Genomic DNA, 26,593 nt, shown 5'->3' with positions numbered 1-26,593 from the left:
CCGACTCATGAGCACTCACTATGACGTCGTCGTTCTCGGCGCGGGTCCGGGAGGATACACGGCCGCCGTCCGCGCCGCCCAGCTCGGACTGCGCACCGCGGTCGTCGAGGAGAAATACTGGGGTGGCGTCTGCCTGAACGTGGGCTGCATCCCGTCGAAGGCGCTGCTGCGCAACGCCGAGCTGGCCCACATCTTCACCAAGGAGGCCAAGACCTTCGGCATCAGCGGTGAGGTGACCTTCGACTACGGAGCCGCCTTCCAGCGCAGCCGCAAGGTGGCGGACGGACGCGTCAAGGGCGTTCACTACCTGATGAAGAAGAACTCCATCACGGAGTACGACGGCCGCGGCACCTTCCTGGACGCCAACACGCTCCAGGTGAACGGCGAGACGATCACGTTCTCGAACTGCATCATCGCCGTCGGCGCCACGACCCGGCTCATCCCCGGCACGCAGCTGTCGGAGCGGGTGGTGACGTACGAGGAGCAGATTCTCTCCGAGGAGCTGCCGAGCAGCATCATCATCGCGGGCGCGGGCGCCATCGGCGTCGAGTTCGCGTACGTGCTGCACAACTACGGCGTCAAGGTGACGATCGTCGAGTTCCTCGACCGGATCGTGCCGCTGGAGGACGCCGAGGTCTCGGCCGAGCTGGCCAAGCGCTACAAGCGGCTCGGCATCGAGGTGATGACCTCCACCCGCGTCGACGCCATCGAGGACGCCGGCGGCACGGTCAAGGTCACCGTCACCAAGGACGGCCAGACGCAGGTGCTCGAGGCCGACAAGGTGATGCAGGCCATCGGGTTCCAGCCGCGCGTCGAGGGCTACGGCCTGGAGAAGACGGGCGTCGCGCTGACCGAGCGGGGCGCGATCGAGGTCGACGGCCGCTGCCGCACGAACGTGCCGCACATCTTCGCCATCGGCGACGTCACCGCCAAGCTGATGCTGGCGCACGCCGCCGAGGCCATGGGCATCATCGCCTCCGAGACCATCGCGGACGCCGAGACGATGGAGCTCGACTACGTGATGATCCCGCGGGCGACGTACTGCCAGCCGCAGGTGGCGAGCTTCGGCTACACCGAGGCGCAGGCCCGCGACCTGGGCTACAACGTGAAGGTGGTCAAGTTCCCGTTCACGGCCAACGGCAAGGCGCACGGCCTCGGCGACCCCAACGGCTTCGTCAAGATCATCAGTGACGACACGCACGGCGAGCTGCTCGGCGCCCACCTCATCGGCCCCGAGGTCACCGAGCTGCTGCCCGAGCTGACCCTGGCCCAGCAGTGGGACCTGACGGTGCACGAGATGGCCCGCAACGTGCACGCGCACCCGACGCTCGGCGAAGCGGTCAAGGAGGCCATCCACGGCCTCGCCGGTCACATGATCAACATGTGACGACGGTCCTCGCGTGATCGGTACGGTGTGGCCGTACCGATCACTTCGGGGTCATCCTGAACGTGTAGTAGTCGACCTGATCGTCGTCCCGTACGAGGCTGCGCGTGGCCACCGTCTCCGACGCGAAGCCCGCCTCGCCGGCCAGGCGGCGCAGGTGCCCGAGGTCTCCCGACGTGCCGAAGGAGACCAGCATCCGCCCGTGCGGCGTGAGGCGGTCGCGGGCGCCGGCGAAGAACGCGGCCATGGTGCGGTAGCCCTCGTCGGTGCTGGCCCGCTCGAACATGTCGCGCGGCGCGAACCAGCGGAACGGCGGGTCGAAGACGATCAGGTCGAACCGGCCGTCCACCGCGCTGAACACGTCGCTGAGCCGCACCTCCACCCGGTCGGCGACGCCGTTGCGCGCCGCGTTGCGACGGGCCGCCTCGACGGCGGCCGGGCTGACGTCCACGGCCAGCACCTCTGCGGCCTTCGAGGCGGCCAGGACGGCGTTGACCCCGCTGCCGGTGCCCATGTCGAGCACGCGGTCGCCCTCGGCGACCTCGGCGAGCACGGCCTCGCCGAGCACGTGTGACATGCCGGCGATCGGCTGCACGCCCGGCGGCACCACGATGGTCCGGCCGAGATAGGCGAACGTCTGCTCCTCCGCGCCCTCCTCGCGGGCGGCCCGGTAGGCGTTCTCGTGCCAGCGGCGGATCTGCTCGACGCGTTCGGGCGGGAGTGTGGGGACGTAGTCGTCCGGCATGAATCGCCCCTTTCAGGACTTCTCACGAGATCTTCAGAATGCGCTGAGAGTCCTCTGAGAGTCCACAGGGACGGTGAAACCGGACGTTGCAGACTTCACTTCGGACGGTGGTCACCGCACATGGCCTCAACTTCTCTTCGTACCGCCATCACCCCCACCTCAGCGGTACGCCTCGGGCTGCTGGCGCTGACGGCGATCGGCATCGCGGGCGCCGCGCTGGAGCTCGCCTTCGAACGGCACTGGCAGACGTTCACGCAGCTCATCCCCTGGGTGGCGCTGGGGGTGCTCGTGGTCGCGCTGGCACTGGTCGCGTTCGGCCCTGCGCGGACGGCCGCCGTGGTGCGCGTGCTGGCCGGGGTCGTCCTGCTGGCGTCGGCGTACGGGGTGTTCATGCACGTGTCGGTCAACCACGGCATGGGCGGCATGATCCCCGACTGGGACACGCTCTCGCCGCTCACCCAGTGGTGGTATGCGCTGACGAAGAGCGTCGGCGCCGCCCCGCCGCTCGCGCCCGGCATGCTCGCCCAGAGCGCCCTGCTGCTGCTTCTCGCCACCCTCGTCCCGAGGCGCCGCCTCCACGAGGTAAAGGCGTGACAGCCGCGAACTTGGGCAGGGATCTACCCGGAAGCCGCCATTCGACGTATCTTCCAGGTTCCGGCGCGGACTGACGAAGGGCTCGTGCGGCTTCACGCGATGGGAGGCGGCGACAGGTGGGTTTCGTGCAGGGGCTGCAGGCGATCGTCCGTACGCCGCGCGGCCGTTCCGACCTGGCCCGGCACTTCCTCGTCAGCTTCGGCGCCGTGGCCCTCCTCGTCCTGGCCGCGCAGGCGGCGGGGGCGCGCTTACCGGACGCCGCGGCGCTGGGCGTGCCCGTCGTCGCCGGCCTGATCTGGGCGCCGGCGCGCGCCTACCCGCGCTGCCCCGTCACGCGGCAGCTCACCCACCCTGACGTGACGGTCACCGTACGGGTGGGCGACCCACTCGCCCTCGACGCCGACCTCGTGATCGGCTTCGCCGACACGTTCGACACCGACCTGAGCGGGCTGCGCGGGCAGCTGCTCGGCCGCATGTACGACGGCGACCTCGAACGACTCGACAGCGAGCTGGACCGGGCCCTCGCAGCGGTCGTCCCGCGCTCGGTCGAGACGCGCGCGACCAAGCCGCGGGGCAAGCTCAAGCGCTATCCGCTCGGCACGGTCGCGACGATCGGCTCGCCCTACCGCAAGGTGCACTGCGTGGCCTCCGTACGGGTGGACGCGGACGTGACCGCGCGGGCGTCGGTGGACGACCTGTGGCTGAGCCTCGGCCGCCTCTGGGCGGCGATCGCCCGCGAAGGGCCCGTCGACCGGGTCGCGGTGCCCATCGTGGAGGCCGACCCGGACCTGCTCATCAAGATGGTGGTGCTGTCGTTCGTGGCCCAGGCGCGCACGCGCGCGGTCGCCCGCGAGCTGACGCTCGTCGTCCGCCGTCCCGACGCCGGCGCGGTCGACCTCCTGGAGACCAGGGCGTTCCTCGCCGCCTTGTAGTTCTTTCAGCCGAGGCGGGCCGGCAGGTCGAAGACGGAGGCGAGGCGGCGCCCGTCCGGGACGGAAGCGCTGCGGCCGGGGTCGATGAGGAAGGCCGTCATGCCGTGGCGCTCGGGGCCCTCGTAGTCGGGCCCGTAGGTGTCGCCGACGAAGACGGCGGCGGACGCCTCGATGCCGAGCACGTCGAGCGCCGTGGCGTAGATCTTCGGGTGCGGCTTGCGCCAGCCCACCTCGACCGAGGTGACGACCGCGTCGAACGCGTCCAGGAGGCCCATGTTCGCGAGGTGGCCGGGCACGAGCGGCGGGTGGTGGGTGTTGGACACGACGGCCAGGCGGTGGCGGGCCGACAGCTCGGCCACCAGGTCGGCGAGCCCCGGCAGGTAGTGGACGCCGGCGCTCCACTCGCGTACGTACGTGGCGACGAACTCCTCGGTCTCCTCCGGGGCGGGCTGCCTGCCGAGGACCTCGCGGAGGAACGCCGTGCCAGGCTCCAGCATCGAGAACTCGCGGTCGTCCTGATCGCTCAGCCCGTCGAAGACGGCGCAGGCGTCGGACCAGACGGTGAGGAACCCGTCGTAGGACACGGTCGCGCCGAGACTGCGCAGGAGGGCGTGGGTCGCGTCGTAGCCCTGGTCGGTACGGCTGGGCGAGTAGTCGACGAGCGTGCCGAAGAAGTCGAACAGGATGTGGGTGGGGCGCATGCGGCCATCCTGCCCGGAGGCCGGGCGGTCGGTCCGCGCCGGGTCCCGGCCCGCGCGCCCCGAGCAGGAGGCGCGGGCAGGAGGTACGGCCGGGAGAGAGGTCGCGGCCGTGCAGGCGCGCGATCGGGTGGTCAGGGCTCGATGACGGGGGCTGCCTGGTCGGCGAAGGTGACGATGATGTCCTTGCCGTTGCTGTAGCTGACCACCGGGCGCTGGAGGGCGTCGCCGGCTCGGCGGGCGGCGGCCTGGAACAGCTCCACCGTGTCGGGGGTGTCGGCCGTCACGCGGAAGCGGCCGCTCGTGCGGAGGTGCTCGGCGATCAGCTCGGCGAACGCCGTCGCGCCGCGGACCTTCTCGTCGGGGGTGAGCGGCGTACGGGGGCGGGAGGGCGGGATGTCGAGGGGCACTGCTGGTCTCCTTCGGGATCGCCGTCGTCCCAGGATGCCATGTCCCGGCTCAGGCCCTGCGGCGGCGGCGAACGGCGTACCCGATGAGCGCGCAGACGACGACCAGGGCTCCGACCACCGCCCAGGGGATGGTCCACGCGTACGCCGTGGACACGACGGGGGCGAGCGGGGTGATCGAGTTCGCCGCGTCGGTCAGCAGCGGCACGACGTGGACCTTCCCCGTCAGCCGCAGTGCGGGAGCCACGCCGGAGACGGGCACCGAGACCTTCCACCGGTCGCCGGGCAGTAGTTCCGGGGTGTCGGCGACCTTGCCCGCGTCGACGGTGAGGCTGTCGAACGGACCCGACAGCGACACCTGCTGCCGCGCAGACACGATGGCGTTGCCGGTGTTGCGGACCGTGTAGGTGACGGTGGCCTCGCCGGTGCCGAGCGGGTTGGCCGTCCCGGTGTAGTCGACCCGTACGTCCTGCACCGAAAGGCGGGGTTCGAGCGTCCCGCCGACGCGCAGCCAGACCCGGATGCCGCGCCGCTGGGTGCCGTCGCCTCCGGCGGGCGTGGTGACGATGCCGCCCATGTAGTCGCCGGGCGCCGCGCCGTCGGGCACGGTGAGCGTGAACGGCACCTCGGCCGACGTCCCCGGCTGGACCGTCACGTCGGCCTGCTCCGGGCGGATCCACGCGCCGAGGCCCTTCTGCTCGGCGTCCCTGGTCCGCAGGTCGAGCTGTCCCCCGTCGCCGGTGAACGCGTCCGCGGCGTAGACGGACAGGTGGAGCGGTGTGGTGCCCGGGTTGTCGACCGTGAGACCGTCCTTCAGCTCGCCGCCCGGGTCGAGCGCGTAGGTGTAGTTCTGCCGACCGTGGCCCAGGTCGTTGGAGGCCGTGGCGACCGTCCAGGTGTCACCGTCCGCGGCCATGGCCGGCGCGGCGAGGCCGAGCACGCTGAGCAGCGCCACGAGGGCGGCGAATGCGGTGGTCGGGCGCGGGCTGGTCGGACGCATCTGGTCTTCCTCGGACGATCTTGAAGTTGCTGATGTGCGGATGGGGTGGGTGCCGGCGGCACCCACCCCATGGGTGAAGCGTTGCGGATCAGCGTGATCCGGGCCGGCTACTGGAGCCAGCTGGTCTCGGTCGTGGCGACCTTGTCACGGCCGGGCTTGCCGGGCGCGGGGTGGCCAGGCTCGGGGTGACCGGGCTCGGGGTGACCGGGCTCGGGGTGACCGGGCTTGCCGGGACCGTCGCCGGGCTTGCCAGGCTTGCCAGGACCGTGGCCGGGCTCGCCGGGCTTGCCAGGACCGTGGCCGGGCTCGCCGGGCTTGCCGGGACCGTGACCCGGGTTGCCGTGGCCGGGGTTGTCGTGACCGGGGGTGCCGTGGCCAGGGGTGTCGTGGCCCGGGGTGCCGTGGTCGTCACCGCGGAAGGGGTTGATGACGACCTTGTCGACGAGCGAGCCGACCGGCTGCGCCGGGGAGGCGCCGCTGTCCGGGCCGCACCAGTCGACCTTGCCGAGCTCGACGGCGGCGTTCGGGCCGTTGCAGTCGCCGCTGCGGACGTTCTCGACGACCAGCTTGTCCTTGCGCACCTGCACCTTGACGTAGGTACGGACGTGCTCCTGGTTCTCGACCGAGTTCGCCCAGTGGCGGTTCGGGTCGAGGGGGTCGGGACCGTAGTTCGGGTCCTCGGTGACGTCCGGCTTGGTGAGGTCGTAGTACTTCGAGCCGGACGCGGAGTTGGCGGTCACGTAGATGACGCCGCCAGGGCCGGCCTCGACCTGCGGGGCGCCGGGCTTCTCGTTCGGGTTCGCCTTGGCGCCGTTCTTGATCACGTAGCTACGGCTGTAGCTGTGGTCGTGACCCTGGAGGACCAGGTCGACACCGAGGTTGGAGAACGCCGTCGGGAAGTCCTTGCGGCGGAGCTGGTTGTCACCGTCGTTGGCGTGGTCGGCCGGCGAGTAGATCGAGTGGTGGTAGACCAGCACGGTGTACTTGGCGTCGTTGCCGTGCTCCTTGATCACCTTGCTCACGTAGTCGATGTGCGCGGCGTCGGAGTCGTTGGCGTAGGCGTTGCTGTTCAGGTCGATGAACAGGACGTTCTTGTAGGTGTACCAGTAGTCGCCACCGGAACGGGTGCTCGGGTCGCCGTTGTAGAACGGGGTCGAGCGGTCGGTGTTCGGCGTCCAGAAGTGCTGCTCGTACGCCTTGCCGCCGACGTCGTGGTTGCCGATGGTGGCCGCCCACGGGTACTGGCGCAGCTGGTCGGGACGCAGGAAGTCGTTCCAGTTCGTCTCGTTGTTGCCGCTCTCGACCTGGTCGCCGCCGGACACCAGCAGCTCGGCGTTCGGGGTGGCGGCGGTCGCCACGCGCAGGGTGTCGACCCAGCCGTCGCCGTCGCGGGTGGAGTTGCCCGACGAACCGATCTGCGGGTCACCGAAGAACAGGAAGTCGAAGTCGCCGGTGAACTTCTGCGTCTTGAAGCTGTAGACGGGGGACCAGGCGCCGTCGCCGCCGACCCGGTAGGAGTACGAGGTGTTCTCCTTGAGGCCGTTGATCGTGGCGTGGCCGTTGTAGCCGCCGTTGACGACGTTCGCCGTCACCGTGGCCGGGATCGTCACGACGTGCTTCGGGAACTCGCCCTTGCGCACCTCGGAGGTCAGAGCGACCTGGACCACCTTGGCGTCGCCGTCCGCGGCGTACCACGACACGACGCGCTGGGTCTCGTTGGCGCCGACGCCGAGGACGACGCCGGTCGGCGCGGCGCCGGCCGTCGCCTGGGCGGCGGAGGCGACGCCGCTGCCCAGGAAGGCACCGAGACCGATGACCGCCGCGGAGGCGGTCACTGCGGCGCGGCGAAGGAGCTGCCCGCGCCCGTTGTCAAACTTCATCAGGGTTTGTCCGTTCAAGTACTGAGAGGGTACTGATGAGCTGATTAACCGTTTCGAGCCTTGGTGACGGCCAGGTGAACGACGAGCGGGCTCACGCTGGCGCCTGAAGGAAGATGTGAAGATTTTTCACACCCCGATCAGCCGCTCCACGAACCACACCAGCCCCATCACGGCGACCCCCGTGGCGATGGCCCCGGTGACCCACAGCCCCGCGACGGGTCTGCGGTGGCGCAGCAGCGCGAGCAGCGGGAAGACGACGATGATGATCCCGAGCTGGACGACCTCGATGCCGACGTTGAAGACGAGCAGCGACCACAGCAGGGTCCAGGACATGGGCTGGTCGATGCCCAGCGCGGAGGCGAAGCCGAGGCCGTGGATGAGGCCGAAGCAGAAGACCACCGCGAGCCGGCTCCAGCCCGCGCGGTCCAGGCTGAAGTGGCCGCGGCCGAGGTCCTCCGGCTCGGCGGCGTGCGAGCGGCGACGCCACAGCCGCCACAGGTGCCAGCCCGCGACGACGGCGATCGACAGCGCGATGATCGGCTCGACGATCGCCGACGGCACGTCCACCAGGCCGAGGGCGGCGAGGATGAACGTCACCGAGTGGGCCAGCGTGAAGCTCGTCGCGGCCAGCACGATCTCGCGCAGGCGGCGCGAACCGGCGATCAGCGCGAGCAGGAACAGGATGTGATCGATGCCGGTGAGCAGGTGCTCGGCGCCGAGCGTGAAGAACTCGCCGAACCGCTCGGCGAACGACTGCCGCGTGGAGAACGACGGGTGCTGGGCGTCGAGCGCGGCGCTGCCTGAGGTGAGGTCGAGATCGTAGGTGACGACCGTCTTGGTGTCGCGGACGAACTGCTCGGCGTCGGGGAAGAGCCCGCTGCGCACCTCGTGCGCCTCGGCGGCCGGGCACGTGTGGTCGAGCGCCAGTTTCGCGTACGGCACCCCGTCGCGCGGCTCGACGCTGAAGCCGCCGTCCTTGGCCGGGGTGCACGCCTTGCCGTCGGCCGTCACACCGAACCGCTTGGTCACGTACGCGAGCACCGTGTCAGCGTGCGCTTCGAGCGCGGCCGCCTGCTCGGCCAGGTCGCCGTCGTCGAACGCCGCGGTGCCCTGCTTGAACAGCGCGTCGTCCTTGGCGGCGTCCGCCGCGGAGACGACGAGCAGGTCGTACTCCAGGCCGAGCACGGAACGCACGTGCCCCGCGCCGGGTGAGGTCAGGTCGACGTACACGACCGAGGTGAACCCGTGGGCGGAGGCGGGCGCGGCGCCGAACAGGACGAGGGCGGCGGCGGCGAGGGCCGCGGCGACGGCGGTGACGGTGGCCCCGGCGCGGAGCCGGGCGACGTGGTACATGTGACTCCTCATTCGGTGTGGCCACCGCAATCTCGTCGCCCGAGATGAACGAATGAGGTCACATACGGAAACCGGCGATGAACCTCAACAGGCAGCAAACCTCCGCATATCGAATAACCAACGACAATGCGGTAGGAATTAGACGCTCGTTTCTGCCCTCGGAGGACCTCATCCCCATGCGCTCGCGTTTCGCATTGCCGGCCGCGGCCGTAGCGATCGCCGTGCTGGCCATCGGATGCGGTACGGGTGACGACTGGTCACAACCGCACGCCGAGCCCACCCCCATCGGCACCCTCGGCTCCGGGTTCGTCACGCCGTCCACCCCGCCGAGCCCCGAGGCGACGATCACGCCCACCCCCGGTTCGTGGGACGGCGTACGCCCCTCGGCGGGCTACCGGGTCGTGCTGCTGACCGCGGGGGACGACGCCCAGACGCGCACCCTCGTGGACGCCGTCACCGGCTGGGCCGAGGAGAACGAGGTGGACATGAGAACCATCGAGCCCACCGACCCGCACCAGTACATCGCGAGCATCAGCCAGGCGATCAAGCTCAAGCCCGACCTCGTCATCAGCGCCGGGAACGACCTCATCGACCCGCTGACCACCGTCACCGCCAACCACCTCGACCAGCAGTTCCTCGTGGTCGGCGCGGAACTCGCCGAGCCCACGGAGAACGTCACCGCCGCCGACTGGGCCGGCGCGTCGTTCCGCGGCGAGGGGCTCGGCATGTCCTCGACGTACGATGCGGCCAGCTTCACCCCCGAGCGCGCCGCACGGGCCGTCCGTGCGGGCGTCGCCGCCGTGCTGAGCCGCTGGACCGGCATCGTCGTCTGGCTCGACTGACGGCGGCGGTTGACCCGTAGAGTCGGGTCATATGGGGATCGAGGGGTCGTTCTGGCGGGCGATCGCCGTCTACCGCATCGCCTCGCTGGGGTACGCGGTGCTGCTGCTGGCGAGCGCGGGCGGCTTCGAGCGCCCTCTCGTGAGCTGGCTCGTGGCGGGCGTGATGGCGGCCTGGACCGCGATCGTCACGCTCGTCCGTCCGAACCCGGTGCTCCTGACGCTGGACGTGCTCGTCACCCTCGCCTGCATGCTGATCTCGCCGTACGTGCAGGGGCCCGGCACGCCCACGCCGGCGGGTCTGATGCCGCTCACGGCGACCTGGGTCGCCGGACCGGTCCTCGCCTGGGCGGTGTACGGCGGGCGGCGGGCGGGCGCGGTCTCGGCGATCGTGCTGTCACTCGCCGACCTGTGGCTGCGCGGCCTGCCCGGCTGGCCGCTGTCCACTCCTGTGAACGGTGCCGTGCTGCTCATCCTGGCCGGTACGGTCGCCGGCCACGTCGCCCGGCTGGCCAAGGACGCCGAGGAACGACTCCAGCGGGCCGCCCGGCGGGAGGCGGCCACCCGCGAGCGCGAACGGCTGGCCCGTGGCATCCACGACTCCGTCCTCCAGGTGCTCGCCCTGGTGCAGCGCCGCGGCCTGGAGATCGGCGGCGAGGCCGCGGAGCTGGGACGGCTCGCCGGGGAACAGGAGGCGGCGCTGCGCGAGATGGTCCGCGCAGGGCCGCCCGCCGACGACCTTGACATGGACCGGGACACACGGCAGGGCGGGGGCGTGGGTGGGGAGGTTGTCGATGTCGGTGCGCGGTTACGTCGGCTGAGCACGCCGCTGGTCACCGTCGCCACGCCCGCGACCCCGCTGCGGCTCCCCGCTCACCAGACGGGCGAGGTGCTCGCCGCCGTGGGCGCGGCACTCGACAACGTCGCGCGCCACTGCGGCGCGAACGCGCGCGCGTGGGTGTTCGCCGAGGACGACGGCGCACGGATCATCGTCACGGTACGCGACGAGGGCCCGGGGTTCCCCGCAGGACGTCTCGCGCAGGCCGAGGCCGAGGGGCGGCTCGGCATCGCGCAGTCCGTCAGGGGCCGGATCGCCGGCCTCGGCGGCACCGTCTCCATCACGTCCGTCCCCGGCCGGGGAACGGAGGTCGAGCTGGCCGTCCCGTACGGGACTACAGTGACGGCATGACCCCCCAACTGCAGGTGATGGTCGTCGACGACCACCCGATGTGGCGGGACGCGGTCGCCCGCGACCTCGAGCAGGCGGGTTACTCGGTGGTGGCGACCGTGGGCGAGGGCCGCCAGGCGCTCCGCGTCGCCGTGGCCGTACGTCCCGATGTGGTCATTCTCGACCTGCGACTTCCCGACCTGCCGGGCGTGGAGGTGGCCAGAGGGCTGGCCGCGTCCGAGCGTCCGCCCCGGGTGCTCGTGCTGTCGGCGAGCGGTGAGCAGGAGGACGTGCTGGAGGCGGTCAAGGCCGGCGCCTCCGGCTACCTGGTCAAGTCGGCGAGCCGGGAGGAGTTCCTGTCCGCCGTGCGCCGCACGGCGGAGGGCGAGCCGGTCTTCACGCCCGGCCTGGCCGGGCTCGTGCTCGGCGAGTACCGCAGGCTGGCCGGCCGGCAGCCCTCGGCGGGAGGCCCCCGCCTCACCGACCGGGAGACCGAGGTGCTCCGTCTCGTCGCCAAGGGCCTGACCTACCGGCAGGTGGCCGAGCGGTTGACGCTCAGCCACCGCACGGTCCAGAACCACGTGCAGAACACCCTCAGCAAGCTGCACCTGCACAACCGGGTCGAACTCGTCAGGTACGCCATCGAGCGCGGCCTCGACCAGACGTGACTCCGGAGCGCTGCGGACGATCCCGGCAGCGCCTCAGAGGCTGTCGGCCTTGTACGGGTCGTGCTCGGAGAGCAGCTTGTCGAGGCGCGCCTGGTCGATGCGGCTGGCCATGTTGGCCACCTCGTGCCGATCGCGGATGCACTTGGCCAGGACGAACGCCGACGTCACCGTGTAGAGCACGGCGATCGCCAGGAACGCCCTGATCCAGGCGTCGATCGGGAGGTAGATGACGCCGAGGGTCACGCTTCCGAGCGCCACCCCGAACGAGATGACGCACTGTGCGAAGTAGGCGGTGGTCATGCTGGGCTGGACTGGTTTGCTCATGTTCCCAGCCTCGCCCCGCGGTGGCCCGGCCGCCTGAGTACACCTACTCAGTTACTGGTGAGTAGCTTCGCTCACCAGGCGACGACGCCCTGGTTGCTGGGCTGGATCGTCCCCACCTGAAGCGACTTGACGGTGATGCCGGACCGCTCGGGGTCGGGGAAGCCCTCCAGGGTCGCCGGCACGAGCGGGCCGCCCTTCTCGAGCCCGACCTTGATGGTGTTGCCGGTCGGGCAGTCGTCCGCGTCCTTGCCGCAGATCGTCCACTTGATGCCGGCGAACGCTCCTCCGTCCGGGTTCAGGTCGATCGGCAGGGCGGCGCCGGGCTGCGGGACGTCCTTCGTGGGCACGTCCACCGTCTCGTCGGCGGCGTTCACGAGCGCGATCACCGGCGAGCCGTCGACGTGGCAGACGTGGCCGGAGACGTTCTTCAGGTGGAGCAGGGCCATCCGGGTGTCGCCCTCGCGCCGCTGCGGCTGCTCGGTGAGCGTCGCCTCGATGTCACCCGCGGTGCAGTCCGGCGCCCCCGCCGCACTGTCCGGTGCGCTGCTCTCCCCCGTGCTGTCCCCCGTGCTTTCCGCCGGGCTCTGGCTCTGTGCGGCGCTCTCGCTCGGCGCGGCGGCCTGGGTCGGCTCCGATGACGCCCCGCAGGCCGACAGGCCCGCCAGTGCGGCGAGGACCACCGCCGCCTTGCCCCCGTTGATCACCCAGCGCTTGTTCGACCCCGTCATGCATCCCCCTGTGTACCCGCCACATGTACCGGCGGCCTTTCAGAAAACGGGGCAACTCTACGCCAACGCCGCATTCAGCACGTTCACTGGACGATCTTCCAGTCGAGCTCGCCGTTCAGCACCCCGGGCTGCCAGTAGCCGACCGAGCCGCCGGTCTCCATGGCGTCGGCGGTGGCCTTGAGCAGGGCGTAGTACGAGCGGATCCGGATCCCTCCTGGCTCGGATTCCATCGAGTCCTCCAGGTCGATCTCGCCGACCTTCTTGTGCACGAGGTCGATCACGAGATAGTTACTGGTCTCGCCGTAGCCGACCGGCAGCATGCTCCCGTCCCACCCTACGGAGCCTGGATCGCCGTCGCCGATCGCGTCGTGGAAGGCGCACATCTCCAGCCAGCTTGCCGCGATCGTCGACGCGCTCAGGGGCGCGGTGCCCAGGAAGCCGAAGTACCGAGCGTCCTGCACGTCGACGCTGCCGTCGTGGCGCAGGAGCGAGGCGCGCAGGTCGTCGGGGAAGCGGCGGCCGGTGGCCGCCTCCGCCGCCGCGATCGTCCTGGGCCTCGCGGGACGGCCCAACGTGCGGTGGGTGCGCGGCGCGTTCTTCCGCAGCCACCCCTCGATCCGCCGCCACTGCCGGTTGACCGCCCTGGTGACCTTCGGAGGGACCTTCCTTACGCGTGCCGGGACGCGCTCGGGCCGGCAGTCGGTGTCGGACAACATCTCGGAGGACTCCTCACCGAGAGACTCGGTGGATGTCCCGTAGTCCGCCCCGATCGAGGGGTAGACGGCCGCCTCGGTACGGGTTTGCTCCGGGTGCGAGAAGACCGCCGACTCCATGACCTGGGTGCCGGCGGCCAGCAGGACGACCGCGAGCGCGACCCCGCCCCAGCGGGTGAGGCGGCGCCTGGTGGCCTCGTCGACGGGCTTGCGCGGCGGGCGCGGCGACGGGGACGCGAGGCTCTCCAGCAGGGGCGACCTCGTGGCGTACCGTTCGAGGTCCTTCGCGGTGGGCGTGCCGAGGATCGGCCGCTCGGGCCAGCGCGGCGGCGCCTCAGGTGGCGCGGCGGCGGGGACAGCGGCTGGAACAACGCCCACCCGGCGCGCCGCCGCCGGACGGCGGCGGAAGCGGGCGGCCAAGGCCGGATGGCGGCCGGCCGAGGCCGGCGTGCGGCGGGAGCGTACGGCCGAGGCCGCCAGCGCCGCGACCACCGCGGCCGCCACGAGGGCGAGCACGCACCATAACCCTCGGTTCCTGATCATTCGCCGCACGCCCGGCAGCGTATCCGGAAACCTCACGCGGGAACGCCTCCTCCGGCGAGGAGGCGTTCCGTCTCGGGCGGTCAGGCGCGCGGGCTGATCCGTACCACGACGCTCTTCGAGGTCGGGGTGTTGGACGTCTCCGCGACGGAGTCCAGCGGGACGAGCACGTTGGTCTCCGGGTAGTAGGCCGCGCAGTTGCCCCGCGGGGTCGAGTAGGCGATCACCCGGAACCCCTCGGCCCGGCGCTCGCCGTCCGGCCACTCGCTGACCAGGTCGACCATCGACCCGTCGGCGATGCCGAGCTTCGCGAGGTCGTCGGGGTTCACGAACACGACCCGCCGGCCCTGGTGGACGCCGCGGTAGCGGTCGTCGAGGCCGTAGATGGTGGTGTTGTACTGGTCGTGGCTGCGCAGCGTCTGCAGCAGGAGGCGCCCTTCGGGGATGCGCAGCACCTCCAGCGGGTTGACGGTGAAGTTGGCCTTGCCCGTGACGGTGTTGAAGCGCCGCTCGTCGCGAGGGGCGTTCGGCAGGGCGAAGCCGCCCGGCGCGCGGACGCGGGCGTTGAAGTCGTCGAAGCCGGGCACCACGCGCGCGATGCTGTCGCGGATGGCGTCGTAGTCCGACTCGAAGCTCTCCCACGGGAGGTCGTCGGCGCCGAAGAGGGCGCGGGCGAGCCTCGTGACGATGGTGACCTCGGACAGCAGGTCGGGCGACGCGGGACGCAGCCGTCCCCTGGAGGCGTGGACCATGCCCATGGAGTCCTCGACGGTGACGAACCGGTCGCCGTCGCGCTCCGTACGGCCGAGGGTGGGCAGGATGAGCGCCTCGTCGCCGCACACCGCGTGCGAGCGGTTGAGCTTGGTCGACACCTGCACGGTCAGCTCGGCCTTGCGCAGCGCCGCCTCGGTCACGTCGGTGTCGGGGGTCGCGGACACGAAGTTGCCGCCCATGGCGATGAACACCTTGGCCCGGCCGTCGCGCAGCGCCCTGATCGAGTCGACGACGTCGTGGCCGTGCTCGCGCGGCGGCTCGAAGCCGAACTCGTCGCGCAGCGCGTCGATGAACGCCGCCGGGGGCTTCTCGTAGATGCCCATCGTGCGGTCGCCCTGGACGTTGGAGTGCCCGCGCACGGGGCACACGCCGGCGCCGGGGCGTCCCATGTTGCCGCGCAGCAGCAGGAAGTTGACGACCTCGCGGATGGTGGGCACGGAGTTCTTGTGCTGGGTGAGTCCCATCGCCCAGCAGACGATGACCGACTTCGCGCCGAGTACGTCCTTGACGGTGTCGTCGATCTCCGTCCTGGACAGGCCGGTGGCCTCCTCGACGTCGTTCCAGTCGAGGGCGCGGACGTGCTTCTCCCAGTCGTCGAAGCCGTGCGTGTGCCGCTCGACGAACTCGCGGTCGATCACCGTGCCGGGGGCGGCGTCCTCGGCCTCGAGGAGCTGGTGCGACAGCGCCTGGAAGAGCGCGAGGTCGCCGTTCAGCCGGATCTGGAGAAACCGGTCGGCGATCTGGGTGCCGTTCCCGACGACGCCGCCGGGCTTCTGCGGGTTCTTGAACCGCAGCAGGCCCGCCTCGGGCAGCGGGTTCACCGCGATGACCCGGGCGCCGTTCTTCTTGGCACGCTCCAGCGCCGAGAGCATGCGGGGGTGGTTGGTGCCGGGGTTCTGCCCGACGACGAAGATGAGGTCGGACTTGTGGAGGTCCTCGAGCGAGACCGTGCCCTTGCCGATGCCGAGCGTCTCGGTGAGCGCCGAGCCGCTGGACTCGTGGCACATGTTGGAGCAGTCGGGCAGGTTGTTGGTGCCGAACCGGCGCACCAGGAGCTGGTAGACGTACGCGGCCTCGTTCGACGTGCGGCCGGAGGTGTAGAACAGCGCCTCGTTCGGATCGTCGAGCTTCTTGAGGTGCTCGGCGATGACGGTGAACGCCTTGTCCCACGACACCGGCACGTAGTGGTCGGAGCCGGCGGGCTTGTGCATCGGCTCGGTGAGCCGGCCCTGCTGGCCCAGCCAGTAGTCGGAGCGCCGCGCCAGTTCGCTCACGGAGTGCTCGGTGAAGAACTCGCGGGTCACCCTGCGGAGGGTGGCCTCCTCCGCCACCGCCTTGGCGCCGTTCTCGCAGAACTCGGCGAAGCTGCGGTGGTCGCCCTCGGGCCAGGCGCAGCCCGGACAGTCGAAGCCGTTCTTCTGGTTGACCTGCGCCAACGTCAGGAGCGTGCGCTTGGCACCCATCTGCGCGTACGAGATCTGCAAGGAGTGGACGACACCCGGGACACCTGCGGCCCACTGTTTGGAGGGCCCAACGTGCAGTGCTTCGTCACCAACGTCATGCTGTGGGGCCTTTTTAGCCACCCGTCACTCCATTTCCGGCTAACCAGATTTGTCCGAAATACTGCACACTGGTCCCACTGCTTTGGATGAGGGATGACCGACCCCATGACGTGGTCGCTCCACGCAGTGGGTTGACTACTGTCAGATAACCTAGACAAGTAGTAACAATGCCGACATAATACCCATCTATGCCGGAAGATGGTCAAACGTTGAAAAATCCCCCCTCTGGCGGGTTCTTGAGCCGGTCACGCTCGGTGGCGGCTCCCACTTGGAGCCGGTGGCTCGTACCCCCCGCAGCGCTCTCCGTACACCTCGCCATCGGTCAGGCGTACGCCTGGAGCGTCTTCAAGCCGCCGCTGGAGTCGAGCCTGCACCTGTCGGGCACCCAGAGCGCTCTGCCGTTCCAGCTCGCCATCGTCATGCTGGGCCTGTCGGCCGCGTTCGGCGGCCCGCTGGTCGAGCGGAACGGGCCGCGCTGGGCGATGTTCGTCTCGATGGTCTGCTTCTCGCTGGGCTTCCTGATCTCCGCGCTGGGCGCGGCGACCGGGCAGTACTGGCTGGTGGTCGTCGGGTACGGCTTCGTGGGCGGCATCGGCCTCGGCATCGGCTACATCTCGCCGGTGTCCACGCTGATGAAGTGGTTCCCTGACCGTCCCGGCATGGCGACCGGCATCGCGATCATGGGCTTCGGCGGTGGCGCGCTCATCGCCTCGCCGTGGTCGTCGCAGATGCTGAGCTCGTTCGGGGCCACCCAGGGCGGCATCGCTGAGGCGTTCGTCGTGCACGGCGTCGTCTACGCGATCTTCATGTCGCTGGGCGTGTTCCTCGTCCGGGTGCCGCGCGAGGGCTGGCGTCCCGCCGGGTGGAAGCCCGCGGAGAAGAACGAGCGGGCGCTCATCACGACGGCGAACGTCTCGGCGCGCAACGCGATCCGCACGCCGCAGTTCTGGTTCCTGTGGATCGTCCTCTGCTTCAACGTGACCGCGGGCATCGGCATCCTGGAGAAGGCCGCCCCGATGATCACGAACTTCTTCGCGGAGACCGCCACGCCGATCTCGGTCAGCGCCGCCGCGGGCTTCGTCGCCCTGCTGTCGCTGGCGAACATGGCGGGCCGGCTCGTGTGGTCGTCGGCGTCCGACGCCATCGGCCGCAAGAACATGTACCGCGTCTACCTCGGCGTCGGCGCCGTGCTGTACCTCGTCATCGCGCTCGCGGGCGACTCCAGCAGCTTCGTGTTCATCCTGTGCGCGATGGGCATCCTGTCCTTCTACGGCGGCGGCTTCTCGACCGCTCCTGCGTACCTCAAGGACCTGTTCGGCACCTACCAGGTGGGCGCCATCCACGGCCGCCTGCTCACGGCCTGGTCGACCGCGGGCGTGCTCGGCCCGCTGATCGTCAACGCCATCGCCGACCACCAGGAGGCGGCCGGCAAGAGCGGACCCTCGCTCTACACGACGTCGCTGTTCATCATGATCGGCCTGCTCGTGGTCGCGTTCGTCGCCAACGAGCTGATCCGTCCGGTGAACCCCAAGTTCCACGAGCCCGCCGCCGCTGCGGCCGGGAAGAACGTCGCGGCCGCATCGCAAGGAGGATCCTGATGGCCGACCAGAAGCGCACCCCGCTGATGATCGTGACGTGGGCGTGGGTGGGTCTGCCCTTCGTCTACGGCGTCTACGAGCTGCTGCTGAAGCTCGGCCCCCTCTTCGGCGGCTGACCTCCGGCATCCACGACGGCGCGGCCTCCGCACGGAGGCCGCGCCGTCGTCGTGTTCACAGGGAGTCGAGCCAGGCGGTCAGCCGGGCGCCCTCCCGCGTCATGACCTGCGGGTCCCGCAGCGCGTTGGCCAGCAACGACATGCCCTGGTACGCGCCCACGAGGGTCACCGCCAGCGCGTCGGGCTCCGGCTGCCCCAGCTCGCGGAACTGGGCCTCCACCCAGGCGAGCAGCCGCCGCACGAGATCGCCGGTCGCGTCCGCCAGCTCGCTCTCCTCGCGTTTGCCCAGCTCGGCGGCGAGCGTCCCGGTCGGGCAGCCGTGCCGTACGGCCATGTCGCGCTGGGCGACCCAGCCCTCCACCAGGCGCTTGAGGCGCTCACGGGGGTCGGGCAGGTCGTCGAGCTCGCCGGTGATGAGTTCGAGCTGCTGCCGGTGCTCGTCGAGCGCCGCCGCGACCAGGTCGTCCTTGGTCTTGAAGTAGTAGTACACGTTGCCGACCGGGACGTCGGCGGCACGGGCTATGTCGGCGATGGTCGTGCGCTCGACTCCCTGCCGGTGAACCGTCCGGGCCGCCGCCGACATCAGGCGCCTGCGTTTGGCGCCGGCGGCCTGCACTCTCTGTGAGTTGGTCACCTGACTGACTATAGACGCTCGGAATCTGCTACCGTTCTCACTGAGTCAGCCAACTAACTAATAACTGGAGACCGATCGTGATCGTTGTCACGGGTGCCACCGGAAACGTCGGCCGAACCCTCGTGCGGCTGCTTGCCGAGGCCGGGGAGCAGGTCACCGCGGTGGCCCGCGGCGTCACCCCGGCCGACGTTCCCTCAGGGGTCCGCGTCCAGGCCGCCGACCTGGGAGACGTCCGGAGCATGCGGGCGGCCCTGGAGGGGGCTGACGCGCTGTTCCTGCTCGTCGCCGGGGACGACCCGCAGGGCCTGGTCGCGGCGGCCAGGGCCGCGGGAGTGCGCAGGATCGTCCTGCTGTCCACCCAGGGCGCCGGGACCCGGCCGCACGCCTACGAGCACGCCGGCAGGTTCGAGGCGGCCGTCCGTGAGTCGGGGCTCGCCTGGACGATCCTGCGCTCGGGCGGCATGGCCTCGAACAGCTACGCGTGGGCCGAGCCGATCCGCCTGCACCGCACCGTCGCCGCACCCTTCGGGGACGTGCGCCTGCCGTTCGTCGACCCCGACGACGTCGCCGCCGTGGGCGCCGCCGTCCTGCGGGACGACGCACACGACGGAGCCACGTACGTACTGACCGGGCCTGAGGCGACCAGCCCGCGCGAGCGGGCGGCGGCGATCGGCCGGGCGCTGGGCGAAGCGGTGCGCTTCGTCGAGCAGACGCCGCAGCAGGCGCGCGAGCAGATGGCGCGGTTCATGCCGCTGCCCGTGGTCGAGGGGACGCTCGCCATCCTGGGCGAGCCGACCCCGGAGGAACAGCGCGTCAGCCCGGACGTCGAGCACATCCTCGGCCGCGCCCCGCACCCCTTCACCGAGTGGGCCGCCCGCAACGCTACAGCCTTCCGCCGACCCTGACCGCCCGGCCCGGGCCCCCGCAACGCCGCAGTTTCCCGGTGATCGCGACCCGACCGACCTCGACCTTCGGAGCCCCCCATGCCTGTCAGGCACGTCCTCGACTCCACGATGCACTTCCAGGACCTCGGCGACGGATCGCCCACGGTCTTCCTCCACGGCAACCCGACCTCCTCCCACCTGTGGCGGCACGTCCTGCCCGCCGTGCGATCGGGCCGCCGCCTGGCCCCCGACCTGATCGGCATGGGCCGCTCGGGCAAGCCCGACATCGGTTACTCCTTCGCCGACCACGCCCGCTACCTGGACGCCTGGTTCGACGCCCTCGAACTGGACGACGTCATCCTGGTGGGCCACGACTGGGGCGGCGCCCTGGCCTTCGACTGGGCGGCGCGCCACCCTGGACGGGTACGCGGGATCGCCTTCACCGAGACCATCGTCAAGCCGATGACCTGGGAGGAGTTCCCCGACGGCGGCCGCGAGCTGTTCCGTGCGATCAAGACGCCGGGCGTCGGGGAGACCATGATGCTGGACTTCTTGCGCGAGGGCCTGCCCGGCACCGTCGCCACGCCCATGAAGCCGGAGGACCTCGCGGCCTACGAGCAGCCGTACCCGACCAGAAAGAGCCGTCTGCCGCTGTTGCGGTGGGCCCGCTCGATGCCGCTGGGCGGCGAGCCCGCCGACGTCGTGGCCCGGGTCGAGGCCTACGACCGATGGCTGGCCGCCGACCCCGACGTCCCCAAGCTGCTCATCGTGTTCCGGCCGGGCCCCGGCACCATGATGACGCCCGCGATGATCGACTGGTGTGTCGAGCACATGGCCGGCCTGGAAGTGGTCAGGCACGACGGCGTCGCCGGCCACCACACGCCGGAGGACCAGCCCGAGGCGATCGCGGCGGCCGTCGCGAGCTGGGCCGCCCGGGTCAGGGGATCTTCATGACGACCCCCCACCCGTGCCGGTGGGTCAGCGCGCCGGTGGGCCGAAGACGTAGCTGCCGGGGGCGTTCGGGTTGTCGCCGGCCCAGAACTCGGTCCAGTGGGTGCGGAACTCCTCGCGGGTGAGGTGGCCGTCGCCGTCCAGGTCGAGGCGGGGGAAGACGTCGTCGGTGGCCGTGGGCGCGCCGCTCCACGTCTCGATGAGCGCGGCGTACTCGGAACGGGAGATGAAGCCGTCGCCGTCGAGGTCGATGGCCTCGAACATCGCGTCGGCGGTGCCGGCGACGGCGTCCGTCATGCCGTCGAGGCCGTCCACGACAAGGAGCACCTCGTCGAGGGTGACGCCGTCGCCGTCCGAGGCGTCCTGGAGAACCGGCCACCAGCCGGTCATGACGGAGGCCAGCCGGTGCGGGTCGACGGGGCCGGCGACGGCCGTCCAGCGGTCGGCGAGCGCCTGGAAGTCGGACTCGGTCAGCCGGCCGTCACCGTCGACGTCCATCGCGCGGAAGACACCGCCGACCTTTCTACGCTGGAACTCACTGGCCACTTCAGCCTCCGTTCTCTCGCGGACGGCTTCATGGTGACGCCATGTCACCACGAGTGACCATTCCCTCCCGGTGAGTAACTTGTTACGTCACCCTCGGCCGTCCGGCGAGCAGCACCGGCGACGACAATGATCGCCATGACCCGTCCCCCCGCCGTGTCGATCGCCTTCTTCGACGTCGACGGCACGCTCGTGCCCGGCCGGTCGTCCGCCCAGCACCTGGCGGCCGACCTCGGCCATCTCGCCGCACTGGAGGAGGCGGAGGCGGCCTGGGGGACTCGTCGACGCCGCACGGTCGAGGAGCTCGACGCCCGCTGGCTGGGCGGGCGCCGGCGAGGCTCGCGTCCGCGCCCGGCCGGCCTCGCTGCCGCTCGTGGACGGCATCCCTGACGTGCTCGCCTGGTGCGAGAGCCGCCGCGTCGTCCCGGTTCTCGCCACCCTGGCCTGGCGTCCCGTCGGCGACCACCTGTGTGAGACGTACGGTTTCACCAGGTGCAGCGGCCCCTCACTGGAGGTCGTCGACGGCCACTACACGGGCGCGACCCTCGACTCATGGGACGAGTACGCCAAACGCGACTTCGCCGCCCGCGTGGCCGACTGGCTCGACCGCAAGGACGGCGCCTCCCGCGCCGACCGAAGCCGCTAGCCCTCACGCACGCCGGGAAGCCCCACCGCCGTCCCATCGCTCACCTTGACAACACGCAGGGTAAAGCTAGAGTAACGGACGGTTATGGGGGTGGTCATGGCTGTGCCGCGTCACGTGGCCTGTGTGATGGACGGAAACGGGCGCTGGGCCGCGTTGCGATCACTGCCGCGCACCGCGGGCCACGAGGCCGCGGAGGCCGCCGTGATGGACGTCATCGAGGCCGCGCGCTCGTCCGGCGTCACGTGGCTCAGTTTGTACGCGTTCTCCACCGAGAACTGGCGGCGGCCGGCCGTCGAGGTCGACGTCCTGATGAGGCTCGTCCGCCGGGCCATCCGCAAGCACGCGCCGGTGCTGCACGCCAGGGGCGTCCGCTGCAGGTTCCTCGGCATGAGCGACCCGCGCATCCCGGCGCCGCTGGTCCGCGACGTCGCCGACCTGATGACGCTCACCCGCGACAACCGGCGCATGACCCTGACGGTCGCCTTCGACCACGGGGGCCGCCGCGACATCGTGGAGGCCGCGCGTTCCCTCATCCGCTCGGCACTGCCGGCCGACCAGGTCACCGAGGCCAGCTTCGCCGAGCACCTGCCGTACTCCGACACCCCTGACGTCGACCTGGTCATCCGCACCTCCGGTGAGCAGCGCATCTCCAACTTCATGCTCTGGCAGGTGGCCTACGCCGAGTGGATCTTCCCTCAGGTGCTCTGGCCCGACTTCCGCGCGACCCACTTCCGGGAGTGCCTCGACGCCTACCGGCGGCGCCGGCGCAGGTTCGGCGACGTAGGCCGGACCGCCACCACGACAGGAGAGGGGCCTCGATGAGCCGCACCACCCCCCAGGAGAGCGCCGACGTCTTCGGGCCAGACTCGATCCTGCGCCGCCTGGTCGGCCAGGCACGCTGGGCCCTCCCGGTCGTCCGGGCGACGCTGCTGGAGGCCGCCCATCCACAGATCGGCGCGGCGCTGATGGAGCATTCCACGTTCCTCACGCACCCGTGGCGGCGGCTGCGCAACACCGCCACGAGCGCGCGCCGGATCCTCGACCCCGATCCGCGCGTACGCGACCGCGAGGTGGTCAGGCTCAACCGGCTCCACGCCCGCATGTCCGGCACCGACGCGCAGGGCCGCCCCTACGACGCGACCGACCGCGACGCGCGCGCCTGGGTGGTGGCCACCCTCTTCGAGTCGACGGTGACGATGTGCCGGCTGGGCGGCGAGGTGCTCGACGCCGACGCGATGCGGCGGCTCTACGACGAGCACCGCACGTTCCTCGCCCTGATCGACGGCGGCAGCGACCGGCTGCCCGCCACGCTGCCCGAGTTCTGGCCCTACTACGACCACGTCGTCGAGCACCGCCTCGAGAACAACGAGGCGGTCGGCGTCATCCTCTACCGGCTGCTCGCCGACGTGCCCGCGCCGCCGGCGCTGCGCGCCCGTCCCGAGCTGTGGGTCATGGGCCGGTCCGTGGCCGGCCCGCTGGCCACCGCGATCATCGTCGCCTCGCTCCCCGAGTCCTTCAGCCGGCGGGTGGCCCTGCCCGACCTGCCGGGGGCGCGCACGCTCATGCGGTCCACCTACCTCGCCGCCGCGCTCGCCACCCGCTACCTGCCCGAGAGCCTGACCCGCGTCGAGACCTTCATGGGCCTGGCCGGCGCGGGCGCCGACCCCTGGGCGTCCGTACGCCGCCAGGCGGGCAAGGCCGCGGCCCTCGTCCGCCTGCTCACCCCCGCCGCCGAGGACGACGGCGAGACGGTCCGCTCGGCCGACCGGTTCTTCGCCGAGGTCCTCGACCAGACCGGTGACGGCTACCTGCGCTGGCCCGACCTCGCCGCCATGGCCCGAGAGGTCGCCACCCGGCTCGACCTCGGCGAGCACGACGAGGAGCGACTGTTCCAGGCGTACGCGGCCTGGTGGCGGGAGCTGCAGACCGCCCTCGACGGCGACGGCGACGGGCGCGTCACCCGCCACGAGTACGCCGCGGCGGCCGCCTCGCTGCCCGGCTCGGGGCTCATCAAGGTCGCCGACGTGCTGTTCGACGTCACCGACGCCGACGACGACGGGGCGATCGACGCCGACGAGTACCACAATCTGTTCCGTACGGCCTTCCAGCGCGACCTCGCCGACGGCGGCGGCACGAGTTACTCGCGCGGCGCGTTCGTCAGGCAGTTCGTCTCGTTCATGTCCGGGCAGCAGCACTCCAGCGCCTACGCCTCGCTGCTCTCCCAGGCGTGATCGTGCGCGGGCAGCCGAAGCGTGAAGGTCGAGCCCTCGCCGACGACGCTGGTGGCGCTGAGCGACCCGCCGTGGGCCTCGGCGAGCTTGCGGGCGATGGGCAGGCCGAGCCCGCTGCCCCCGCTCCGCCTGCTGCGCGACTTCTCCACCCGCCAGAACCGTTCGAAGACCAGCGGAAGGTCGTCGGGCGCGATCCCGCTGCCGGTGTCGGCGACGTCGATCACCACGTCACCGCCGTCGCGGCGGGCGAGCAACCTCACGGTGCCGCCGGGCGGGGTGTGCCGTACGGCGTTCGAGACGAGGTTGCCCACCGCCTGGCGCAGTCGCACGGGGTCGGCGACCAGCCGGAGCCGGCCGTCGGCCCGTGTCACGAGCGTGACGCCGGCCGCCTCCGCGCCGCCCCGGTGCGCGGTCGCGACCTGGGCCAGCAGGTCGGCCACCTCGACCGGCTCGGCGTGCACCCGCAGCTCGCCCGCGTCGGCCACCGCGAGGTCCTGGAGGTCGTCGATGATGTGCTGGAGCAGCAGAGCCTCCTCCAGCAGCGACGACACGAGTTCCGGGTCGGGGTCGGCGATCCCGTCCTGGGTGGCCTCCAGCCAGCCGCGGATGTTGCTGAGCGGCGTCCGCAGCTCGTGGGCGACGTCACCGACCATCGCCTTGCGCAGCTCCTCCAGCCGCTCGCGCCGCTCGGCCATGGCGTTGAAGGCCGCGGCGAGTTTGCCGATCTCGTCCTTCCCTCTGACCTCGACGCGGGCGGCGCGCCCTTCCTCCATGTTCCGTACGGCGTCGGTGAGCGCCCGCAGGGGGCGGCTCAGCCGGGTTCCTGCCGTGACGCTCGCGGTCACGGTGATCAGCAGCACGAGGGCGGCGACGCCGGCGATGCGGGCCTGGTTCTCCGGCGACAGGTCGAAGACGGTCGACATGTCGCCGGCGCGGCTGCTGATGAAGAGCAGCGCGGGCGGGGCGACGTACGGCGCGAGCTGCTCGCGGCGGCTGCCGGTGACGCATTCCTGGACGGCGTCGCCGTGGAAGGCGTCGTCCGGCGCCGCCTCGGCGGGAACGGCCGCGGGCAGCCGCGTCCAGGTGAAGCCGAGGTTGAGCCGCACATGCGGCTCGTGCCGTCGCGTCAGGCAGCTGTCGACGAGCTTCTGCAGCGCCTTGAGCGCCTTGGCCTCCGTGGCGGTCGGCTGGTTGAGAACCGCGCTCACGCACCGCGTGTCCGCGTACGGGCGCGCCTGTCCAGGGTCCAGCACAGGCCGTCCGCTCGGGCTGTAGGCGATGGCGGCGACGGCGCCGAAGGAGTTGCGCAGGCAGGCGGCGCGCCGCTCGGCGGCGATACGCAGCGCGTCGCGCTCCTTCGACGGCAGCAGGAAGGGGCCCACGGCGCGCGGGTCGATGTGGTCGGGCATCCCACCTTGCGGCGTCCCCGCCAAGGACGCGCCTTGTGGCGCATCCATCGAGCCTTGTGGCGCCTGTGGCCTGGGCGTGTCCTGCGGCGCATCCGCCAGGGGCGTGTCCTGCGACGCGTCCGTCAAGGGCGTGTCCTGCGACGCGCCGGCCGCGAGCACCGTGTCGACGTGCAGCGGGTCGATCGACGCGGTCGGCCGGGCGGGCAGGGTCGCGGGCGGCCCGTCGTCGGAGTCCACGAGCGGCACGCGCTGCTCCGTGGTGATCGTGACGCGACGACCGGTCTCGCGCGCCAGCTGCCGCACCACCTTCTCCGCGCCGTCCCAGCCGGGATGGGTGGCCGCGTAGCCGAGCAGGGTGTCGTACGTGCGGGCGTCGTCGGCGAGCGCCTGTCCCTGTTCCTGCCTGATCGCCACGGTGGTGCTCCGCGCGGTCAGCCAGGCCGTCGCCGCGATCGAGCAGACCGACACCAGCACCGACACCGCGAGCAGCCGCAGCAGCAGGCTGCGGTGCAGCGGCACGTCAGCCCGCATCGCGCGGGTCCCGCCGGTCGTCGGCGAGCTTGTAGCCCACCCCGTAGACGGTGACGAGCCGTACCGGACGCCGTGGTGTGGGCTCGATCTTCCTGCGGAGGTTCATCACGTGGACGTCCACGGTGCGGGAGGTGATGTAACGGTCGAACCCGTGCAGCTGGGCGAGGATCTGTTCGCGGGTGAACACCCGTCCTGGCTGGGTGGCGAGCAGCTCCAGCACCGCGAACTCGCCGGGGGTGCACTCGACGGGCACGCCGTCCACGCTGACCTCGTGCCGGGCCGGGTCCACGACCAGGGCGCCGGCCCGCAGCACCGGCGCGGGCGACAGGGCCGGCGCGGCGGCGGTGCGGGCGCGCCTGAGCAGCGTGCGGACGCGGGCCATCAGCTCGCGCGGGCTGTACGGCTTGGTCATGTAGTCGTCCGCGCCGAGGTCGAGGCCGAGCAGCAGGTCGTCCTCGGTGGAGCGGGCGGTCAGCATCAGCACCGGGAGGTCCGACTCGGCGCGCAGGACGCGGCAGACGTCCAGCCCGTCGACCCTGGGCATCATCACGTCGAGCACCAGCAGGTCGGGGGCTCGACGGCGTACCGACTCCAGCGCCGCGCGGCCGTCATGGACGGCGGCGACCTCGTGGCCCTCCCGCTCCAGGTAGCGACGGATGAGCTCGGCCTGCTTGACGTCGTCCTCTGCCACCAGGACATATGCACCCACAGTTGGCGATACTAGGTCGGCCTCGGGACCAC

At 71.2% G+C, this 26,593-nt stretch carries 28 protein-coding genes; 14 read left to right on the top strand and 14 right to left on the bottom strand.

Going from position 1 to position 26,593, the window contains the following annotated elements; all coding sequences use genetic code 11:
- Positions 1-7: 7 nt before the first annotated feature.
- Positions 8-1,387, top strand: coding sequence for a dihydrolipoyl dehydrogenase (gene lpdA / locus BLR04_RS28180; RefSeq protein WP_090770874.1), 1,380 nt, complete (start codon positions 8-10; stop codon positions 1,385-1,387).
- A 40-nt stretch (positions 1,388-1,427) separates the two neighbouring features.
- On the opposite strand, the gene BLR04_RS28175 is transcribed toward lpdA, so the two are convergent.
- The gene (locus BLR04_RS28175; RefSeq protein WP_090770872.1) at positions 1,428-2,129 is read right to left on the bottom strand and encodes a methyltransferase; all 702 of its coding nucleotides are present in this window, start codon (positions 2,127-2,129) and stop codon (positions 1,428-1,430) included.
- 120 nt (positions 2,130-2,249) lie between these two features.
- Between BLR04_RS28175 and BLR04_RS28170 the strand changes: the two genes are divergently transcribed.
- Both BLR04_RS28170 and BLR04_RS28165 read left to right on the top strand, forming a co-directional pair.
- Positions 2,250-2,723: a hypothetical protein gene (locus tag BLR04_RS28170; RefSeq protein ID WP_090770870.1), complete on the top strand. Its 474-nt coding sequence runs from the start codon at positions 2,250-2,252 to the stop codon at positions 2,721-2,723.
- Between the two features lie 125 nt (positions 2,724-2,848).
- On the top strand, positions 2,849-3,655 hold the full coding sequence (locus tag BLR04_RS28165; RefSeq protein WP_143022249.1) for a macro domain-containing protein: 807 nt from the start codon (positions 2,849-2,851) through the stop codon (positions 3,653-3,655).
- Between the two features lie 5 nt (positions 3,656-3,660).
- On the opposite strand, the gene BLR04_RS28160 is transcribed toward BLR04_RS28165, so the two are convergent.
- The 5 genes from BLR04_RS28160 to BLR04_RS28140 form a co-directional block, all read right to left on the bottom strand.
- Positions 3,661-4,356, bottom strand: a complete 696-nt coding sequence (locus BLR04_RS28160; RefSeq protein WP_090770866.1) for an HAD family hydrolase — start codon at positions 4,354-4,356, stop codon at positions 3,661-3,663.
- Between the two features lie 131 nt (positions 4,357-4,487).
- Complete coding sequence (locus tag BLR04_RS28155) at positions 4,488-4,763, bottom strand: hypothetical protein (RefSeq protein ID WP_090770863.1); 276 nt, start codon at positions 4,761-4,763, stop codon at positions 4,488-4,490.
- Between the two features lie 49 nt (positions 4,764-4,812).
- Positions 4,813-5,760 (bottom strand): WxL protein peptidoglycan domain-containing protein, encoded by a 948-nt coding sequence (locus BLR04_RS28150; RefSeq protein ID WP_090770861.1) that lies wholly within the window; start codon positions 5,758-5,760, stop codon positions 4,813-4,815.
- A 107-nt stretch (positions 5,761-5,867) separates the two neighbouring features.
- On the bottom strand, positions 5,868-7,640 hold the full coding sequence (locus BLR04_RS28145) for a fibronectin type III domain-containing protein (protein ID WP_143022248.1): 1,773 nt from the start codon (positions 7,638-7,640) through the stop codon (positions 5,868-5,870).
- 126 nt (positions 7,641-7,766) lie between these two features.
- A complete protein-coding gene (locus BLR04_RS28140; RefSeq protein WP_090770859.1) occupies positions 7,767-8,993 on the bottom strand; it encodes a HupE/UreJ family protein in 1,227 nt (408 codons plus the stop codon).
- A 176-nt stretch (positions 8,994-9,169) separates the two neighbouring features.
- Between BLR04_RS28140 and BLR04_RS28135 the strand changes: the two genes are divergently transcribed.
- Genes BLR04_RS28135 through BLR04_RS28125 form a run of 3 tightly spaced genes read left to right on the top strand, consistent with a single transcriptional unit; the run spans position 9,170 to position 11,668 of the window.
- Positions 9,170-9,835 (top strand): type 1 periplasmic-binding domain-containing protein, encoded by a 666-nt coding sequence (locus BLR04_RS28135; protein WP_090770857.1) that lies wholly within the window; start codon positions 9,170-9,172, stop codon positions 9,833-9,835.
- Positions 9,836-9,866: 31 nt separating this feature from the next.
- Complete coding sequence (gene macS, locus BLR04_RS28130) at positions 9,867-11,021, top strand: MacS family sensor histidine kinase (RefSeq protein ID WP_090770855.1); 1,155 nt, start codon at positions 9,867-9,869, stop codon at positions 11,019-11,021.
- Positions 11,018-11,668: a response regulator gene (locus BLR04_RS28125; protein WP_090770851.1), complete on the top strand. Its 651-nt coding sequence runs from the start codon at positions 11,018-11,020 to the stop codon at positions 11,666-11,668. Before macS ends, BLR04_RS28125 begins: the two co-directional genes overlap by 4 nt.
- A gap of 33 nt (positions 11,669-11,701) precedes the next feature.
- Here BLR04_RS28125 and BLR04_RS28120 read toward each other — a convergent pair whose 3' ends face one another.
- The 4 genes from BLR04_RS28120 to BLR04_RS28105 all read right to left on the bottom strand — a co-directional run bounded on the left by BLR04_RS28120 (position 11,702) and on the right by BLR04_RS28105 (position 16,330).
- Complete coding sequence (locus BLR04_RS28120; protein WP_090770849.1) at positions 11,702-11,992, bottom strand: YiaA/YiaB family inner membrane protein; 291 nt, start codon at positions 11,990-11,992, stop codon at positions 11,702-11,704.
- Positions 11,993-12,063: 71 nt separating this feature from the next.
- Positions 12,064-12,720 carry a DUF4232 domain-containing protein gene (locus BLR04_RS28115; protein WP_090770847.1) on the bottom strand — a complete coding sequence of 219 codons (657 nt, stop codon included), beginning with the start codon at positions 12,718-12,720 and terminating at the stop codon, positions 12,064-12,066.
- An 83-nt stretch (positions 12,721-12,803) separates the two neighbouring features.
- The gene (locus tag BLR04_RS28110; RefSeq protein ID WP_090770845.1) at positions 12,804-13,949 is read right to left on the bottom strand and encodes an SMI1/KNR4 family protein; all 1,146 of its coding nucleotides are present in this window, start codon (positions 13,947-13,949) and stop codon (positions 12,804-12,806) included.
- 107 nt (positions 13,950-14,056) lie between these two features.
- Complete coding sequence (locus BLR04_RS28105; protein ID WP_090770843.1) at positions 14,057-16,330, bottom strand: FdhF/YdeP family oxidoreductase; 2,274 nt, start codon at positions 16,328-16,330, stop codon at positions 14,057-14,059.
- A gap of 233 nt (positions 16,331-16,563) precedes the next feature.
- On the opposite strand from BLR04_RS28105, the gene BLR04_RS28100 reads away from it, so the two are divergent.
- Both BLR04_RS28100 and BLR04_RS42865 read left to right on the top strand, forming a co-directional pair.
- Positions 16,564-17,907 (top strand): L-lactate MFS transporter, encoded by a 1,344-nt coding sequence (locus BLR04_RS28100; protein ID WP_425413456.1) that lies wholly within the window; start codon positions 16,564-16,566, stop codon positions 17,905-17,907.
- Positions 17,907-18,023 carry an MFS transporter small subunit gene (locus BLR04_RS42865; RefSeq protein WP_425413455.1) on the top strand — a complete coding sequence of 39 codons (117 nt, stop codon included), beginning with the start codon at positions 17,907-17,909 and terminating at the stop codon, positions 18,021-18,023. The genes BLR04_RS28100 and BLR04_RS42865 overlap by 1 nt, the downstream gene beginning before the upstream one ends.
- A 55-nt stretch (positions 18,024-18,078) precedes the next feature.
- On the opposite strand, the gene BLR04_RS28095 is transcribed toward BLR04_RS42865, so the two are convergent.
- The gene (locus BLR04_RS28095) at positions 18,079-18,657 is read right to left on the bottom strand and encodes a TetR/AcrR family transcriptional regulator (RefSeq protein ID WP_090770840.1); all 579 of its coding nucleotides are present in this window, start codon (positions 18,655-18,657) and stop codon (positions 18,079-18,081) included.
- A gap of 77 nt (positions 18,658-18,734) precedes the next feature.
- Between BLR04_RS28095 and BLR04_RS28090 the strand changes: the two genes are divergently transcribed.
- Both BLR04_RS28090 and BLR04_RS28085 read left to right on the top strand, forming a co-directional pair.
- Entirely contained in the window at positions 18,735-19,562 is an 828-nt protein-coding gene (locus BLR04_RS28090) for an NAD(P)H-binding protein (protein WP_090770838.1), read from the top strand.
- 78 nt (positions 19,563-19,640) lie between these two features.
- Positions 19,641-20,495, top strand: coding sequence for a haloalkane dehalogenase (locus BLR04_RS28085; protein WP_090770835.1), 855 nt, complete (start codon positions 19,641-19,643; stop codon positions 20,493-20,495).
- Between the two features lie 24 nt (positions 20,496-20,519).
- Here BLR04_RS28085 and BLR04_RS28080 read toward each other — a convergent pair whose 3' ends face one another.
- A complete protein-coding gene (locus BLR04_RS28080) occupies positions 20,520-21,038 on the bottom strand; it encodes an EF-hand domain-containing protein (RefSeq protein WP_090770831.1) in 519 nt (172 codons plus the stop codon).
- Between the two features lie 135 nt (positions 21,039-21,173).
- Between BLR04_RS28080 and BLR04_RS28075 the strand changes: the two genes are divergently transcribed.
- The 4 genes from BLR04_RS28075 to BLR04_RS28060 all read left to right on the top strand — a co-directional run bounded on the left by BLR04_RS28075 (position 21,174) and on the right by BLR04_RS28060 (position 23,912).
- Complete coding sequence (locus tag BLR04_RS28075; protein WP_143022247.1) at positions 21,174-21,425, top strand: hypothetical protein; 252 nt, start codon at positions 21,174-21,176, stop codon at positions 21,423-21,425.
- On the top strand, positions 21,409-21,681 hold the full coding sequence (locus BLR04_RS28070; RefSeq protein ID WP_143022246.1) for an HAD family hydrolase: 273 nt from the start codon (positions 21,409-21,411) through the stop codon (positions 21,679-21,681). Before BLR04_RS28075 ends, BLR04_RS28070 begins: the two co-directional genes overlap by 17 nt.
- 96 nt (positions 21,682-21,777) lie before the next feature.
- Positions 21,778-22,503, top strand: a complete 726-nt coding sequence (gene uppS / locus BLR04_RS28065; protein ID WP_245740608.1) for a polyprenyl diphosphate synthase — start codon at positions 21,778-21,780, stop codon at positions 22,501-22,503.
- Entirely contained in the window at positions 22,500-23,912 is a 1,413-nt protein-coding gene (locus BLR04_RS28060; protein WP_090770825.1) for an oxygenase MpaB family protein, read from the top strand. The genes uppS and BLR04_RS28060 overlap by 4 nt, the downstream gene beginning before the upstream one ends.
- Here the strand turns inward: BLR04_RS28060 and BLR04_RS28055 are convergent.
- Positions 23,885-25,852, bottom strand: a complete 1,968-nt coding sequence (locus BLR04_RS28055) for an ATP-binding protein (protein ID WP_090770823.1) — start codon at positions 25,850-25,852, stop codon at positions 23,885-23,887. The two genes, BLR04_RS28060 and BLR04_RS28055, sit on opposite strands and share 28 nt — an antisense overlap.
- Positions 25,842-26,561 (bottom strand): response regulator transcription factor, encoded by a 720-nt coding sequence (locus BLR04_RS28050; RefSeq protein ID WP_245740607.1) that lies wholly within the window; start codon positions 26,559-26,561, stop codon positions 25,842-25,844. Before BLR04_RS28050 ends, BLR04_RS28055 begins: the two co-directional genes overlap by 11 nt.
- Positions 26,562-26,593: the final 32 nt, after the last annotated feature.

It is taken from the genome of Nonomuraea maritima, from assembly GCF_900100395.1.
Lineage (GTDB): Bacteria > Actinomycetota > Actinomycetes > Streptosporangiales > Streptosporangiaceae > Nonomuraea > Nonomuraea maritima.
The sequence above is the reverse complement of the archived record's forward strand: the minus strand, read 5'-3'. Positions and strand labels throughout refer to the sequence as shown.

Excerpts from the sequence above, each read along its gene's own strand:
- lpdA (WP_090770874.1), top strand. The coding sequence starts at position 8 with ATGAGCACTCACTATGACGTCGTCGTTCTCGGCGCGGGTCCGGGAGGA.
- BLR04_RS28175 (WP_090770872.1), bottom strand. The coding sequence starts at position 2,129 with ATGCCGGACGACTACGTCCCCACACTCCCGCCCGAACGCGTCGAGCAG.
- BLR04_RS28170 (WP_090770870.1), top strand. The coding sequence starts at position 2,250 with ATGGCCTCAACTTCTCTTCGTACCGCCATCACCCCCACCTCAGCGGTA.
- BLR04_RS28160 (WP_090770866.1), bottom strand. The coding sequence starts at position 4,356 with ATGCGCCCCACCCACATCCTGTTCGACTTCTTCGGCACGCTCGTCGAC.
- BLR04_RS28150 (WP_090770861.1), bottom strand. The coding sequence starts at position 5,760 with ATGCGTCCGACCAGCCCGCGCCCGACCACCGCATTCGCCGCCCTCGTG.
- BLR04_RS28145 (WP_143022248.1), bottom strand. The coding sequence starts at position 7,640 with ATGAAGTTTGACAACGGGCGCGGGCAGCTCCTTCGCCGCGCCGCAGTG.
- BLR04_RS28140 (WP_090770859.1), bottom strand. The coding sequence starts at position 8,993 with ATGTACCACGTCGCCCGGCTCCGCGCCGGGGCCACCGTCACCGCCGTC.
- BLR04_RS28135 (WP_090770857.1), top strand. The coding sequence starts at position 9,170 with ATGCGCTCGCGTTTCGCATTGCCGGCCGCGGCCGTAGCGATCGCCGTG.
- macS (WP_090770855.1), top strand. The coding sequence starts at position 9,867 with ATGGGGATCGAGGGGTCGTTCTGGCGGGCGATCGCCGTCTACCGCATC.
- BLR04_RS28125 (WP_090770851.1), top strand. The coding sequence starts at position 11,018 with ATGACCCCCCAACTGCAGGTGATGGTCGTCGACGACCACCCGATGTGG.
- BLR04_RS28120 (WP_090770849.1), bottom strand. The coding sequence starts at position 11,992 with ATGAGCAAACCAGTCCAGCCCAGCATGACCACCGCCTACTTCGCACAG.
- BLR04_RS28115 (WP_090770847.1), bottom strand. The coding sequence starts at position 12,720 with ATGACGGGGTCGAACAAGCGCTGGGTGATCAACGGGGGCAAGGCGGCG.
- BLR04_RS42865 (WP_425413455.1), top strand. The coding sequence starts at position 17,907 with ATGGCCGACCAGAAGCGCACCCCGCTGATGATCGTGACGTGGGCGTGG.
- BLR04_RS28085 (WP_090770835.1), top strand. The coding sequence starts at position 19,641 with ATGCCTGTCAGGCACGTCCTCGACTCCACGATGCACTTCCAGGACCTC.
- BLR04_RS28075 (WP_143022247.1), top strand. The coding sequence starts at position 21,174 with ATGACCCGTCCCCCCGCCGTGTCGATCGCCTTCTTCGACGTCGACGGC.
- uppS (WP_245740608.1), top strand. The coding sequence starts at position 21,778 with ATGGCTGTGCCGCGTCACGTGGCCTGTGTGATGGACGGAAACGGGCGC.
- BLR04_RS28060 (WP_090770825.1), top strand. The coding sequence starts at position 22,500 with ATGAGCCGCACCACCCCCCAGGAGAGCGCCGACGTCTTCGGGCCAGAC.
- BLR04_RS28055 (WP_090770823.1), bottom strand. The coding sequence starts at position 25,852 with ATGCGGGCTGACGTGCCGCTGCACCGCAGCCTGCTGCTGCGGCTGCTC.